Genomic DNA, 13,909 nt, shown 5'->3' on the forward strand with positions numbered 1-13,909 from the left:
TGAGCCAGACGTGGACTGAATTTGATGCCTCACCGTCTCAGGGCTGACCTCCAGACCCCGAACGTGAAGCAGTTCCTGAATATTCGGTTCGGGCCTGACTACAGGGTGCTCAGGTCCTGAGGCACAGGACACCCGATCAGATACCTGGCATCCCAGATGACATGAATCTGGGCCTTCGGTAGCTCAAGTACTGCCAGGACTCAGCTCAGCCTGTGGCGTTCCAGCTCATGTGCTCCCTGTTTCTACAAAACGAAGGCCTGCAGGCCCGGACTGACTTCGGTTGCTACTGATCCATTCACTGGCGGGCATCCATTCCACGGGTCAACAGACGACCAACAGGCGGATCTGAAGGAGACCATGCACTGAGGGACGCCCACCGGAGGCAGTCCCGCTGGACATCATGTGGCGGGTGCCCGAGGTGAAAAGGGGTGTTTTCAAGCACAGGCCCGTCTGTTTCTGGGGCGCGGCTTCCAACGGAGGTTCTGAATTCGATTGTTGTCAGAGTGCGGCCCTTAGGATGCCTCATGTCCACTGAGCAACCGCCGCCGAACCTGCGTGCTGTGTTATACAGCGTCGTCGCAGTGATCGCTGTGTTCGGAGGCTTATCCAATGTGTTCCTGGCCCGTGGGATGGCGCAGATCCAGGACGGAATGGCGCTCGTCAACACCACCAGCCGTCAGCAGATGCTTGCAGAACAGGTGGCCCGTTACGCTGGTCAACTGGTCACGGCCCTCACCTCTGAAGAACGGCAGCAGGCCCGCCTGCACTTGAAAGGCAGTGTGACCCAGATGCAGGAGGGGCATCAGAGGTTGAGCCAGGATCCTCATTCCAATCCTCAAACTGGCTTGAGTCAGGAAAAAGATCCAGTTTTTTCTCGGCTCACCGCCGAAGTGCAGGACTATCTCGCCGCAGCCAACAGTATTCTCCTGACCTCAGATGCCCAACTGACCCGCCGAAATGCTGACATCCGCCAGTTGCAGCAGCAGGCCAGCACCTCACTGACCGTGGTTCTGGGAGAAGCCAACACCCGAATGGAGCTTCAGAACGCTGAACATGCTCGCCAGATCAATGCCTTCGCCTGGCTGCGGCTCGGCAGCATTCTCGCTCTGCTGCTGGGGCTGTCTCTGATCATCTTTCGGCCACTCGAACGGCGAATTCGGCAAATCCAGGAACACCTCATTCAGGAACGGGATTTTGCGCAACAGATCATGACCACGGTTGCTCAGGGTCTTTCTGTCACTGATGCTCAGGGACGGTTCGAGTACGTCAATCCAGCCTATGCCCATATGCTCGGCGTCTCTCAGAAGAGTCTCCTGGAACGGACGCCCTTTGAGATCACGTTTGAAGAAGAGCATGAAGTCCTTTCAAGAGCCAAAGCGCAGGAAGACCATGGACAAAGCAGTTCTTACGAAACCCGCCTGAGACGCGCCGACGGGACAGCCGTTCCTGTGCTGGTCACGGGTGCCCCCCGTATCGCAGGAAGCAGGCACAGCGGCACCATTGTGTCCATCACTGATCTGACCGAACAGAAGGAGAATGAACAGACCGTCCTTACTCTGGCGGCCCTCTCACACAGCCTCGAACAGGAGCGGATCCCCTAGGGCGTCGGTGAGCGTGCGCTGGATCTGCTGTCTCGGTCCATGGATCTGACCGGGCTGGCGCTGTGGGCACTGGAAGGTGAACGATTTGTTCCCCACGCCTTTTCAGACTCCATGCCGCCTGATCTTCAGGATCAGATGAGGGTGGGAGTGTTGCGTGGTGGGGGAGCCATCTGGGACACGTTGGTGGGCAATGCCGTGTACCTGGAAGAGTCCACAATCCCGGCTGACCTCGCCTTGGGGGTTCGGAGCGTCGCACTGGTGCCACTGCCCGCTTCATCGCAGGTCGTCACCCAGGTTCTCTGTGCCTACCGGGGCGGCAAAGCTCGGCTCTGGACTGTGCAGGAACGGACGCTGCTGGAAACGGCGTCCCGATCAATTGCCGCGGCCCTGGAGCGGGCCGCACTTCATCAACAGGCCCAAGAGGCTGCCGAGTACGCGCAGACTCTTCTGGCCGTCTCTGCCCTGGTCGAAAGCCCATTTGAGCCGTCCGTGATGGCGCAACAAGTCTTGGGACTGCTGGGCAGCGCTATGAAACTGGATTGGGGCAGCCTGCTCCTGGTTCGCGGTCACCACATCGAGGCCATGAGTACCTGGGGGCGTGTGGAGACAGAACAGGGCGTGCAGGAGCAGCTCGGAAGTCTGGACAGCCCGGGACTTCAGGCGCAGGTTCGGCAGGTTCTCAAAACGGGACAGGCCCTGTATATCGGTCATAATCCAGCTCAACCCCCCCTCTCACTGACACGGGGAACTGAAGGGGTGCGGAGCCTTGCGTGGATTCCACTGACGGATCTGAACGACACGAGCTATCTGTTTGCCGTAACCCGGCGTCATCAGGCACCCGCCTGGTCGCCGCGAGATCAAGCCCTGCTCGCGGCTGCCGCACGGACGGTGCGGATCGCGTTTGAGCGTCAGGAACATCTCCGGCTTATAGAGCAGGCATCTCTGACAGATTCCCTGACAGGACTGGCTAATCGCCGGGCATTCAACGGAGCTTCAGAGAATATGGGGGCACGATCTTCACAGGTTTTTGGGTTGATCAGCATCGATATCGACGGCCTCAAACAAGTCAACGATACGCTGGGGCATCAGTGGGGCGATCTCCTCCTGCAGGAATTTGGAGAGGCGTTGCAGGAGCAGTTTCGGGAACAGGATCAGGTGTTCCGGTTGGGAGGTGACGAGTACGTGGTGCTGCTGCCCGCATGCCGCCCAGAGCAGACCCAGTTGATGCTGGACCGGGTTCAGCGTGCGGCAGACTGGGTACGGCGCCGCCCCGAGTTGCAGGCCTGCGGGGCCAGTGCGGGTATGGCCTTTAGCCCGGAAGATGGGCACACGCTTGCCAGCCTCACCAATACGGCGGATGTCCGGATGTACCTTAATAAGAAACAGCGCCAACAGCAACGTGCATTGACCTGAACAGACGAGGATAGGCCGTGTCAGGCCAACTGAACCTGCTGCCAAATATAGATCGACGCCTGCCTAAATCCAGAGCGGAACAGGGCGAGCAGGCGTTCGGTGCCTTTTATGTTGTGTTTGAAGATAAATTATACGGACTTGCCTTGATTCCCGAACATCCAGGAAAGTGCCGATAGGGTCGTCCATCGTCGCCAGCCCGTATCACATCCGGCTCTTCCATCACTTCTGCCGAACGTGCATCTCACCGGGCCGATCCGCAACTACCCGCAGTCCCAGGCAAAATTGGTGGTATCCATCAAACTCAGGCGTCACGTACAGCGGCAACCACCCCAGTCTGATCCTCAGAGCAGGGGTGGGGCCGCCACGCAATCTCAGCTCAATCTCCTGTACCCTGACCCGCTCGACCGGGGAGGACCAGTGAACTGCGTCCCAGAACCAGCTCACCTGCAACACGCCGCCCCGCAGAATAAGCTTCTGGGTGCTTGAGATTGCCATCAACAAGGCCAGGAGGCACCAGAGGGCCGAAAAGTGAATGGCGGCGTCATGATTCCAGTACAGCGGCGTGCAGCAAGGGCCACGTGGTCGGCTGAGATCGGTCTGCAGCGTCATCAGCCCGCAACCCAGCAGGGCAAAGCCGAACACCTGAACCCAGCAGGCCGCCTTTACGACCACCTGACCGGTGGGCAACGGCTCAAGCTTCAGATGGGGCACGACCACAGGATAGCGGCGCTGTGTTGGCGGGGGATACGGTCCTCTTGCCATCGGTGATCGGTGGGATGATTGTTACTCGAGTTCCTTGAGCTGTTCGGCCAGAACGCTGCGGAGCGCTTGGCTGCTGGGCCAGGCCAGGAAGCCGCGCCGATAGCCTTCTCCTGATCGATCACCTGCACTTGGGCCGCCAGAGCGAACAGCCGGGGCGAAGACTTGAAAACAGGGCTGGAGAGCAAGGGCTTTTTACGTGTGGATCAGGAGAAATGACTCTTTCCTCTGGTCCTCTCGCAGCCTCATGTGCTGGACTGCTCCGGCCTGACCCCCGGCAGCGTAAAGAAGAAGGTTGATCCCTCCCCCAACGTGCTCTCCAGCCAGAGCCGTCCGCCGTGACGCTCCACGATTTTTTTGCACACGGCCAAACCGATCCCCGTGCCCTCGTAGCTCTCGCGCCCATGCAGCCGCTGGAAAATCTCAAAAATGCGCCCGAAGTATTGCGGCTCGATGCCGATGCCGTTGTCTGAAACCGCAAAGCGCCAGTCGTCGCCATCATGCTCGGCAGAAACGTTCACCTGTGGGACCACCCCTTCCCGGTGATACTTCAACCCGTTCGAGATCAGGTTCTGCAGCAACTGATCAAATTGCTGGGCGTCTGCGGCGACCACCGGCAGAGCATCCCGGGTGATGCTTAATGTGAGAGGTGGCACTCCTTCCAATAGTCGCCTGGAAACCGCGTCAAAGACGGCCTGCGCGTCAACGGGCAGCAGTTCGCCCCGCTGGGTATGCAGCCGTGAAAAGGCCAGCAGGTCGTCCACCAGCCGTTTCATGTGCTCTCCACCTTCGACGATCTGCCGCAGGTAGACCCGGCCGCGCTCGTCCAGCTTCTCTCCATACCTCTTATCGATAATTCCGGCGAAACTCGTCACCGCCCGAATCGGCGCCTGCAGGTCATGAGAGGCAATGTAGGCGAATTGTTCCAGTTCCGCGTTGCTGCGCCGGAGTTCCTCATTGGCCCGCACAAGTTCGCTGGTTCGTTGTTGCAATGCCCCCGTCTGCTTCGCGCGTTCGAGGGCCAGGGCCAGGCTCTGCAAGACGGTGTTCAGCAGAACCCGCTCGACAGATGTCCACCGATGAGCCTGGTGCAGCCCGACGGCCAACACCCCACGTGGGTCGTTTCCGTCAAAGACTGGAAAGGCCACGCTGGCCCGAATCACCTGGATCTCCTCACGGGCGGCGGCCACACTGTTGGGATCATGCTGATCCTGGTAGTAGGGCTGACGGGTCTCGAAAGCCTGGTCCACGTTGAGGGTACCGCCACGCGGCAACCCACGTCCCAGAGCGTGCAGCAGCGCAGGATGATGGAATTTCCCCCGGTGGGACAGCAGTCTCCAGGTGTCGCCGTCCGGTTCGTAATAGGTACTCACGCTGCCCGGAAGCAGTGACACCACCAGATCCTGTGCGTGCCCGACCAGGGTCACCGCGTCATCTTCTAGGGCCAGATCGCGCGTGAGTTCGGCAAACCCCTCCAGCGCCCGGGTGCGGGCGTCCAGTTCCGCGTTTTGAAGTTGCAGTTGCCGCGTGACCTCGGTGCGCTCCAGCGTGATGGTCAACCTACGTGCCACGGCGCGTACCAGAGCTTTTTCACGTTTACGCCACGCCCGGCCTTCGCGCATCCCGACTGTGAAGAGGCTGCGTGCCTCGCCACTGACGACCAGCGGCAGCAGAGCGACTGCGCCGTACACGGTGGTACTGGGCAAGTCGTTGGCGTCCCATCCATCCACGAAAACAGCCGTGCGGGATTGCATGGCTTCCCTGAAGTGAGGAGAGTCTATGGAGACGCCTGCCTGAATTTCTGCCACAACCGCGAGCGGCACATCTTCGGACCAGACCCGTGCCCTCCAGAGGCTGTCTTCGGGTTCGTAATACACGACGCTGACGTGATCCAGGTTGGCGTGCACCACCTGAACGGCCTGGTGGACGAGGGCCAGCACATCGCTCTCGCTGCCGACAGCCTCCTTATAGGCGATAAAAGCGTCCAGAGCGGCGCGTTCTTCTTGCAGTTCGGTGGTCCGAGCGGTTACCCGCGCTTCCAGATCGTGCTGGAGTTGCGCCCGTCCCAGGGCCACGCTGCACTGGGCCGCCAGGGTGCGCAGAAAGCGGATTTCAGCTTTGGTGAAGTCATGAGGTTCCAGAAAATCCAGAATGATGGCCCCCAGGGGATGGTCGTCAAGGAACATCGGCAGGACAGCAGTGGCGACTGCGGGAATGCCCTCGGTGCGGGCGGCCAGTTCTGGATAGGCCTGTACCAGAGCGGCCTGATGTTCAAAGAACAGCGGCTCGTGCCGTGCCAGGGCATCTCCGGCAGGCACGTTGTCATCGAGTGGGCCATCTTGCCAGAGGGTCTGGGCCTCCTGCTCATGCCCCTGGGTGGCCGCGATCTCGAGGCGTTTGTTGGAACCGTTGACCAACAGAACGGCCCCAGAGATCGCGTCGAGAGCCTCCATAACGGGTGTGAGGACAATTCCAAAGACGTCCTCCTGAGTCCGGGCGGCGGCCAGGGCCTCTGTGACTGCCTGCAACCGGTCACTAAACGAGAGATGTACCCCCAAAGGCACGGCAAAATGGCTAGGCACAGGATCAGGATACCGTCCAGAGGGTCTTTTCTCCTCGGTCGTCATGTTTGGCCTGCCTTCTGGCAAGTCGACGGCTGATATCTACAGGGTTCCAGCAACTGAAGTGAGGTGGTGAGCAAGCAAGCCCGACTCCTCCCAACCGGCAGCGAGAAGAACCCCTTTCCGAAAGGGGTGCATAACCCCGCTCCGGACTCTGACGCTTCATCAGCGTAATCTGGTTGACACCACGGCTCAGTGAGCAGGCTTGCTCCGGGAGTCCTCTTGCCTGGTCAGAATCCGGTCACGGTATGCCTGTGGGGTAATGCCAGTGACCGTACGGAACTTGCGGGTAAAGGCGCTGTGGTCGGCGTAGCCGCAGGCGTGGGCAATTTCAGAGATAGACAGCCCAGGCCTGCGCAGCAGTTCTACAGCGGCATTGAGCCGCGCCTTGATCAGGAACTGCTGCGGCGTGACCTGACACACCCGCCGTATCAACCGCTCAAAGTTGTCTTCCGATAGGCCGATGTGGGCAGCCAGGGCCGGGATCCGCAGGGGCTGATCGTAATGCACCTGCATATAGCTGAGGGCCTCTGCGATCCGCGCAAAGTCCGCATGTCTCTCCATTGGAACGGGGACGTCCCGCGAGACTCCTGCCAACCCCACCACCTCATCTGCTGCGTTTCGCACGGGGATCTTGTGCGTCAGGCACCAGATTGGTTCGCCGCGCGGGCCGAAATACATTTCCAGCACGTCCCGCAGTTCCTGACCCTCCCGCAACGTCCGCACGTCTTGCTCATTGAAACGCTGCCCAGGGTCGCCCATGAAAACCTCGGCAGCGGTGCGGCCCAGCACATCGCGCTTATGCGGTATTCCAGTGCGCCGCCGCAGGGTGTCATTTACACTGACATAACGGCCCTGAAGGTCCTTGACAAAAAAAATCAGATCGGGCACGCCGTCCAGCAGCGTCTCCATGGGCCAGCTTCCATCTGGTGCGGGGCGCAGCCAAGCCCTGGGATCGTCCATAGACCCAGTCTGTCACACCCAAGCCTTGCCTGAGAATATGCCGACTTCCGCAGGGAAACTCGCGGGATCAATCAAGACGGTTGGCGCTGTTTTGTCTAGGCTGGAAGCATGTTGAAGGCTCCTCCACTCCCGGCCCAGACCACCCAGAGCGCACGCAGCGAAGGAAGTGGCGTTGGATTGGCCCTGCTCTCTGCGGCGGCCTCCGGCACGCTGGGACTCTGGGGCAAGCTGGCCATGACCCTCCAGCTGACCACCCCTACCCTGCTGAGCTGGCGCTTTGGTCTGACAGCCCTGTTGCTTTTCGCTTTGGGCTTCGGTCGCCTCTCCCTGCGCCTGCGGGCTGAACTGCTGCTGCTCAGCGTCATCTATACGGCCTCCACGGTGCTGTACTTCATGGCGCTCGCCCGGATTTCTGCCAGTACCGCTGCGCTGCTGGTCTACATTGCTCCAGCCTTTGTCATCCTGTACGGCGTTCTGGCCCGTGTCCGCCCTTCACGCTGGCAAATGGGGGCGCTGCTCTGCACCCTGACCGGGCTAGGGGTCGTCGTCGGGCTGCCGAGCGCCGCCGACCGGGACCTCACCGGCCTGCTGCTGGGCGGAGTCAGTGGTGGTCTGTACGGCGGATATCTGTTTGCCAGCGGGCGACTGGCCCGCACTGCCTCCCCCCTGACGGTGACCGCGCACCTCTCGCTTGTCTGCGCCGCTACTTTCGTGGTGTTGGGCGGCGTAACTGCACAGTTGGCGGTGCCAAACAGTCCCGCGCAGTGGGGAATCATTCTCGCCATGCTGCTGATCCCAACGCTGGTGGCCCTGCCTGCTCTGTCCGAAGCCGTGCGGCGAATCGGCCCAGCGCGTGTCAGCCTGCTTGCCACGACTGATCCGCTCTGGGCCACCGTGTTTGCACTGCTGTTTTTAGGCGAGCAGCTGCACTTTAGCCAGATGGTGGGGGGAGCGCTGATTCTGGCGGGGGCCGCCTTCGCGCAGTGGACGCCAAAGCCAGTCTCTGCTCCACCTGTGGGGGCAGCACGCATGTAAAGGGCCTTCTGAAAGCTCAGCCCCTGTCTATGCGCGTCAACTTGCCTCCATCCCTCTCACCCCTTCTCACCTCGGTGCCCACCGCCTGCCTTCAGGAGATCCAATGAAAACCACACTGACCATTCTTGCCGCCCTCGCCCTGGGAAGCGCTGGTGCCCAGACCACCATCAAGATCGCCAGTCTCGCGCCGCTGTCCGGCAGTCAGAGTGCCATCGGCATGCAGGCACGCAACGGCATCCAACTGGCGGTACGCGAGTATCAGCCGCAGTTCAGCAAGCTGGGGCTGACCCTTCAGTTTGTCCCGTTCGATGACCAGGCTGACCCGGCCAGCGGCACCTCCGCTGCCCGCAAGATTGCCGCAGACCGTTCCATGCTGGCCGTGGTGGGCGCTCTGAACAGCGGCGTCACCATTCCGGTGAGCGCTGCCTTGGCCTCCAGCCGCGTCGCTCTGGTCAGTTCAGCCAGCACGGCCAATCAGGTCACCGACCGCGGCCTGCGAAATATGAACCGTATTGTTGCTCGTGATGACGCGCAGGGGCCAGCGGGCGCAAATTTCCTCATCAGCAACCTCAAAGCCAAACAGGTCTACATCCTCAACGATAAGACTGCCTATGGGGAAGGACTTGCGAATGAAGTTGAACAGGCCTTGAAAGGCAGAGGCATTCGGGTGGCCACCAATGAAGGGACCGAGGAGAAAAGCGACTTTTCGTCCATTATCTCCAAGATCCGCCTGCAACGTCCAGATGCCATCTACTTTGGCGGCATCTACAGCCAGGTCGGGGTGTTCCTCCGGCAACTTCGGGAAGCTGGAGTCACCGTCCCAGTGGTTGGAGGCGACGGTCTGGACAGCCGGGAACTGCTCAAGATTGCTGGAAAGGGCGCACAGAACCTGTACTTCACGACCGGCGCGGCACCCGTTGAAGCCTTGCCTGCTGCGAAGTCATTTGCCGCCAACTATCAGAAAACCTTCGGACAGGCTGCCCAAGGCTTTGCCGTGTATGGCTACGACGCCGCGAAGGTGGTCTTGCAGGGCATCCTCAACGCCGCCAAAGCGAACGGAAATAAAGCCCCCAGCCGCACGCAGGTGGAAAGCGCCATTCGGAAGGGCACCTTTACGGGACTGCTGTCCGGGACTGCGAGCTTCAACAGTGTGGGGGACCGCAAGGCAGCGACCCTGTACGTCATGAAGGTCAGCGGCGGGCAGGTCAAGCTCAGCACGGTCATTCCCGTCAAACCCGGCAAGCTCTGAATCTAAGCGGCGTGCGAAAGGGCAGAAGGAAATCCTTCTGCCCTTTCGCTTCTGACCCCTGGCGTTCTCCTCTTCATGCGGTGGTGAGCAGCTCACGAGGTCTCTTCAGCTGTTGCCCCGGTTCACCTCAGTACACCTGACCATTGGCAAAAGTCCGGGCTGGAGGAAGATCCGTCCAGTGAATCCAGACCTGATCAGGGTCAAGCTTCAGGTGCTCCACCAATACTCCAGCGATATCGCTCATGGCCTGGCGTACCGTTTCGTCAGGTCGGGGATTGGCCATGACCGTGACCACGAGATGAGGGGGATCCACGGTGCCGTGCAGGCCCTCCTGAAGGTAAGTGAGAGGGAGAACGTGCACCCACAGCAGCTCGGGCGGTACGTTCAACCTGGGAGACAAGCGCTGTACCAGTGCGTCTGCCAGACGCTGAACTTGTTCTGAAGAGTGAACGTCCGGCGTGTAAAGGGTCAATACAGGCATCAATCTCCTTGCGCAGCGGTCATTGCCAGAGCAGATGGCACCAGCAATCATCAACAGGACTGAGGACCAGGAACAGGCGTGTAAGCGGGCCGTCTGGTCAGTGACTGACAGGTACTCCGGTGTTCCACGACAGGACCGGCCGGGTGTCCAGGGTTGAGAAGGCCTCGCGGACCTGCACCAACTGCTGCGCCCGCTCTTCAGGAGTCTTGCGCACCGGGCTGAAGCTCATGACCGGCGCGAGGACGTTGTAGCCGACAAAATAGAACATGCCGTGCTGAATGTGAAACAGGATGACGTCCATCTCACCGTCCCGCGCGCCGGGACCGAACATGTCCTCGGTGCTGCCGGTGGTAAAGAGGAGCATCGCCCGTCGGCCCTGGAAGCCACCCGTTTCAAAACGGCCGACACTCCCCCCATAGGCCACGCCCATGGCGAACACGCGGTCTACCCAGCCTTTAAGCAGGGCCGGCAGAGAGAACCACCACATCGGGAAGGAGAAGACCAACAGGTCTGCGCGCTGCACCTTCTCGATTTCTGCCGCGACGTCCGGGGCGAACGTGCTGTGGTTGACGGCTTTGACCTGTTCAACCTGTGGTTTGAAGTGTCCGACCAGTTCATGCTCAAAATCGTTCCGGCCAAGTTCTGGGTTCCAACCCATCTGGTAGAGGTCACTGATCTCGACCGTATAGCCCTGGGCTTCAAGAGACCTGGCGGCCTCCCACATCTGAGCAGAGCAAAAGGATTCAGGTTCTGGATGGGCATGAACGATCAGGGCATGTGGCATGAATGTCTCTCCTAAAAAGCGAAGGTGAATGCTCTGGATGCAGGGCGGAGGAGAGGCAACAGGGGGCGGCCCCAGGCGGACACGCTGCCCGGGCAAAGGCGCTCAACTCAGCCCAGAGGTACACGCATTATTTCGTCCACCGCGCCTGGCGTCTTGAATAGATCCTGGCTTCAGGCTGCGGAAGTCAGCACAGGAACCCATCTCTCGTCTGACTAGACCAAACAGCCGCGGCGATTCAACCCGTAGTGCGGCACAAATTCTCCTGTTGGTCGGCCTCCGGCTCCCTCACCGTGCAGGTGATGCCGAGCCCCGTGCGACATCCGAACGCACAGCATTCAACTTCACGCGACCAGTGTCTCGCCCAGCGCCTGTGCCAATTTCCGCAGGACAGACGGGTGAAACGCTCAAGACACTTCGCCGGAACCGGAGGACAATGAACAGTCAAGATTGTAAGGAGAACCGCGTGACCCACGCTGGAACCAGTGCCGTCCTCGCCGCATTCATGGCGAGCCCTCCCTTTATTCCGGATTCCGTTCTTGAGGATGCCCGCCGGAGCGTCCTCGACGGGCTCGGCTCTCTGCTCGCCGGTTCGCTGGAACCCCAAGCCCGCATCATCCAGGACCTCGTACGCGGCCTCGGACAGGCTGACGACGCCACTGTCTTTAGTGCTGGACGGGCCAGTGCCGCGGGAGCAGCTCTTGCCAACGGCGTCGCGACGCACATCCTCGAACTCGACGACATTCACAAGGGCTCCACCATCCATGGCGCTGCGCCCATCATCCCGGCCGCCCTTGCTGTGGCCGAACGTGAACATCAGAGCGGCGCCGCTTTTCTGCGGGCCGTCGTGCTGGGTTACGAAGCCGCGCTGCGCATCGGGGAAGCCGTCAATCCGAGCCATTACCGCCACTGGCACCCCACCGGCACGGTCGCCACCTTTGGCGCGGCGGTTGCGGCCGGCACCCTGATGGGCCTCGACGAGCGCCAGATGCTTGACGCGCTGGGTACCGCCGGCACTCAGGCGGCTGGCCTGTGGGAATTCAATGCGAGCGGTGCCATGAGCAAAACCCTGCATCCTGGCAAGGCGGCCATGAACGGCGTGATGGCCGCGGACCTGGCCCGGCGCGGCTTCACTGGCGCACCGACCATCCTGGAGGGGCCACGCGGGTTTTTTGCGGCGACCAGCGCTGTCCACGACGCCGAGCGGGTAACCGCTGACCTGGGCCAGCGGTGGAAGGTCAGCGAGAACGGCTACAAACTGTACTCGTGCTGCGGCCACACCCACACGGCCATCGACGCGGCTCTCGCGCTGCGCCAAGCCCACGGGTGGACGGCCGAGTGGGTGCTGAACCAGGTTCGTGAAGTGCGCGTGGCCACGTACGGTCCGGGCTGGGACATCGTGAGCGAACGCAATCCCCGCACGCCCTACCAGGCCAAATTCAGCCTGTCCTATGTGGTCAGTGCGGCCTTGCTGGAAGGCGCGGTGGGCCTGACCCAGTTCAGCGAGGACCGTTTTGGCCCTTCCGGAGTGACGCAGGAGCTGTTGGCCCGCCTGCTGCCGCGGGTCCAACCCGCCGTCTCTGCGGAGCTGACCGCCCTGTATCCGGCGGCATGGCCTGCCCGTGTGGAAGTGGAATTGATTGACGGTCAGGTGCTGCGAGCCGGGGGTGACTTCCCCCGCGGCAATCAGGAGAACCCCGTCAGCACAGCCGAGCTGGAAGCCAAATTCCGCGCCCTCGTTGAGCCCCGCTTCAGTGAGGAAGTGAGTGAACGGGCGCTGGCGCTGGTCCGTCATATCGAAGCCCTCCCCGACCTGGCGGTGGCCAGCGCGGAACTCAACACCCTCTGCCAAGGAGCGCGACATGAGTGAACCCGTCTCAACTTTTCAGAACCCCGCCGGAACATGGTCCCAGGCGGTCTATGACGTCATCAAAGCGCAGAACGTTCGGCTGGTGCCGTTTGTGCCGGATGGAGGGCACCGTGGCCTGATCGAGCACTGTCAGGCCGATCCGGACATGCGCGCTGTGACCCTCACCACCGAGGAAGAAGGCGTCGCGCTGGCAGCCGGTGCCTGGGTGGGCGGCGTGCGGTCCGTGCTGCTCATGCAGTCGAGCGGCGTTGGCAACTGTATCAACATGCTCTCACTCCTCAAGACCTGCCAGATGCCCCTCGTCACCCTGGTCACGATGCGCGGCGAGTGGGGAGAATTCAATCCCTGGCAAGTCCCCATGGGTCAGGCCACTCCGGACGTGCTGCGGGCCATGGGCGTTCTGGTCCAGCGGGTGGATGATCCGGAGCTCCTGCCTGGGGAGGTGGACGCTGCCCTGCGGCTGGCGTACAGCACCTACAGTCCGGTCGCGGTGCTGCTCTCGCAAAAGCTGCTGGGCGCCAAGAAGTTCGGAGGGAGCAAATGAACGCGTCCCGACTGGAACGCCGGGCGGTCATGGCACAGCTGCTCGAGGAGCGCGGAGGCCTGCTGGTCGTCACCGGCCTGGGGGCCACGGCCTGGGACCTCGCTTCACTGTCCGACAGCCCGCACGACTTCCCGTTGTGGGGCGCGATGGGCGGCGCAGCCATGTTCGGCCTGGGGTTGGCCCTCGCCCAACCGGACCGGCGGGTCGTGGTCTTCACAGGGGACGGTGAGATGCTGATGGGCCTCGGCGCACTGTCGACCATCGCCACCACGCGACCTTCCAACCTGAGTGTGGTCGTGCTGGACAACGAACGCTACGGGGAGACTGGCTCCCAGCGCACCCACACTGCGGCCGGAGTGGACCTTGCCGCTGTGGCACGCGCCTGCGGGTTCGAGCGGACCACAACCGTCCGGGAGGCGAGCGACATTCCGGCCTTGCGGGCCGACCTGCACGCCGGTGGAAATCCCCTGCTGGCTGTGGTGAAAGTGGCGCTCACGGCGGACCCCATGACCCTCCCGCCCCGGGACGGCACCTACCTGAAAAACCGCATGCGGGCCGCGCTGCTGGGCCCAACGGCGATCTACGAGTGAGG

The 13,909-nt window shown here is 61.7% G+C and carries 12 protein-coding genes; 7 read left to right on the top strand and 5 right to left on the bottom strand.

Going from position 1 to position 13,909, the window contains the following annotated elements; translation table 11 throughout:
- The first annotated feature begins 524 nt into the window (after positions 1-524).
- Together F561_RS0116925 and F561_RS27310 are read left to right on the top strand one after the other, a co-directional pair.
- A complete protein-coding gene (locus tag F561_RS0116925; protein WP_019011155.1) occupies positions 525-1,601 on the top strand; it encodes a PAS domain-containing protein in 1,077 nt (358 codons plus the stop codon).
- A gap of 39 nt (positions 1,602-1,640) precedes the next feature.
- Positions 1,641-3,014, top strand: a complete 1,374-nt coding sequence (locus F561_RS27310) for a GGDEF domain-containing protein (protein WP_019011156.1) — start codon at positions 1,641-1,643, stop codon at positions 3,012-3,014.
- A 219-nt stretch (positions 3,015-3,233) separates the two neighbouring features.
- On the opposite strand, the gene F561_RS0116935 is transcribed toward F561_RS27310, so the two are convergent.
- The 3 genes from F561_RS0116935 to F561_RS0116945 all read right to left on the bottom strand — a co-directional run bounded on the left by F561_RS0116935 (position 3,234) and on the right by F561_RS0116945 (position 7,357).
- Entirely contained in the window at positions 3,234-3,725 is a 492-nt protein-coding gene (locus F561_RS0116935; protein WP_157451953.1) for a hypothetical protein, read from the bottom strand.
- A gap of 293 nt (positions 3,726-4,018) precedes the next feature.
- A complete protein-coding gene (locus tag F561_RS25790) occupies positions 4,019-6,355 on the bottom strand; it encodes an ATP-binding protein (protein WP_245556559.1) in 2,337 nt (778 codons plus the stop codon).
- Positions 6,356-6,586: 231 nt separating this feature from the next.
- The gene (locus tag F561_RS0116945; RefSeq protein ID WP_019011159.1) at positions 6,587-7,357 is read right to left on the bottom strand and encodes an AraC family transcriptional regulator; all 771 of its coding nucleotides are present in this window, start codon (positions 7,355-7,357) and stop codon (positions 6,587-6,589) included.
- Positions 7,358-7,465: 108 nt separating this feature from the next.
- On the opposite strand from F561_RS0116945, the gene F561_RS0116950 reads away from it, so the two are divergent.
- Positions 7,466-8,392 (top strand): DMT family transporter, encoded by a 927-nt coding sequence (locus F561_RS0116950; protein WP_019011160.1) that lies wholly within the window; start codon positions 7,466-7,468, stop codon positions 8,390-8,392.
- A 103-nt stretch (positions 8,393-8,495) separates the two neighbouring features.
- Positions 8,496-9,641: a branched-chain amino acid ABC transporter substrate-binding protein gene (locus F561_RS0116955; protein WP_019011161.1), complete on the top strand. Its 1,146-nt coding sequence runs from the start codon at positions 8,496-8,498 to the stop codon at positions 9,639-9,641.
- Between the two features lie 127 nt (positions 9,642-9,768).
- On the opposite strand, the gene F561_RS0116960 is transcribed toward F561_RS0116955, so the two are convergent.
- Together F561_RS0116960 and F561_RS0116965 are read right to left on the bottom strand one after the other, a co-directional pair.
- A complete protein-coding gene (locus F561_RS0116960) occupies positions 9,769-10,122 on the bottom strand; it encodes a tautomerase family protein (protein ID WP_019011162.1) in 354 nt (117 codons plus the stop codon).
- 97 nt (positions 10,123-10,219) lie between these two features.
- The gene (locus tag F561_RS0116965) at positions 10,220-10,906 is read right to left on the bottom strand and encodes an NAD(P)H-dependent oxidoreductase (RefSeq protein ID WP_019011163.1); all 687 of its coding nucleotides are present in this window, start codon (positions 10,904-10,906) and stop codon (positions 10,220-10,222) included.
- 463 nt (positions 10,907-11,369) lie between these two features.
- On the opposite strand from F561_RS0116965, the gene F561_RS25795 reads away from it, so the two are divergent.
- The 3 genes from F561_RS25795 to F561_RS0116980 are packed head-to-tail and all read left to right on the top strand — an operon-like array spanning position 11,370 to position 13,907.
- Positions 11,370-12,773, top strand: a complete 1,404-nt coding sequence (locus F561_RS25795; RefSeq protein ID WP_169389531.1) for an MmgE/PrpD family protein — start codon at positions 11,370-11,372, stop codon at positions 12,771-12,773.
- Positions 12,766-13,317, top strand: coding sequence for a thiamine pyrophosphate-binding protein (locus F561_RS0116975; RefSeq protein ID WP_019011165.1), 552 nt, complete (start codon positions 12,766-12,768; stop codon positions 13,315-13,317). Before F561_RS25795 ends, F561_RS0116975 begins: the two co-directional genes overlap by 8 nt.
- Positions 13,314-13,907: a thiamine pyrophosphate-dependent enzyme gene (locus tag F561_RS0116980; RefSeq protein WP_019011166.1), complete on the top strand. Its 594-nt coding sequence runs from the start codon at positions 13,314-13,316 to the stop codon at positions 13,905-13,907. Before F561_RS0116975 ends, F561_RS0116980 begins: the two co-directional genes overlap by 4 nt.
- Positions 13,908-13,909: the final 2 nt, after the last annotated feature.

Origin of the sequence: Deinococcus aquatilis DSM 23025 (assembly GCF_000378445.1) — a bacterium.
In the GTDB taxonomy this organism is placed as follows: Bacteria; Deinococcota; Deinococci; order Deinococcales; family Deinococcaceae; genus Deinococcus; species Deinococcus aquatilis.

Coding starts and splice junctions, on each gene's coding strand:
- F561_RS0116975 (WP_019011165.1), top strand. CDS start 12,766: ATGAGTGAACCCGTCTCAACTTTTCAGAACCCCGCCGGAACATGGTCC.
- F561_RS0116960 (WP_019011162.1), bottom strand. CDS start 10,122: ATGCCTGTATTGACCCTTTACACGCCGGACGTTCACTCTTCAGAACAA.
- F561_RS0116950 (WP_019011160.1), top strand. CDS start 7,466: ATGTTGAAGGCTCCTCCACTCCCGGCCCAGACCACCCAGAGCGCACGC.
- F561_RS0116925 (WP_019011155.1), top strand. CDS start 525: ATGTCCACTGAGCAACCGCCGCCGAACCTGCGTGCTGTGTTATACAGC.
- F561_RS27310 (WP_019011156.1), top strand. CDS start 1,641: ATGGATCTGACCGGGCTGGCGCTGTGGGCACTGGAAGGTGAACGATTT.
- F561_RS0116945 (WP_019011159.1), bottom strand. CDS start 7,357: ATGGACGATCCCAGGGCTTGGCTGCGCCCCGCACCAGATGGAAGCTGG.
- F561_RS0116965 (WP_019011163.1), bottom strand. CDS start 10,906: ATGCCACATGCCCTGATCGTTCATGCCCATCCAGAACCTGAATCCTTT.
- F561_RS0116955 (WP_019011161.1), top strand. CDS start 8,496: ATGAAAACCACACTGACCATTCTTGCCGCCCTCGCCCTGGGAAGCGCT.
- F561_RS0116980 (WP_019011166.1), top strand. CDS start 13,314: ATGAACGCGTCCCGACTGGAACGCCGGGCGGTCATGGCACAGCTGCTC.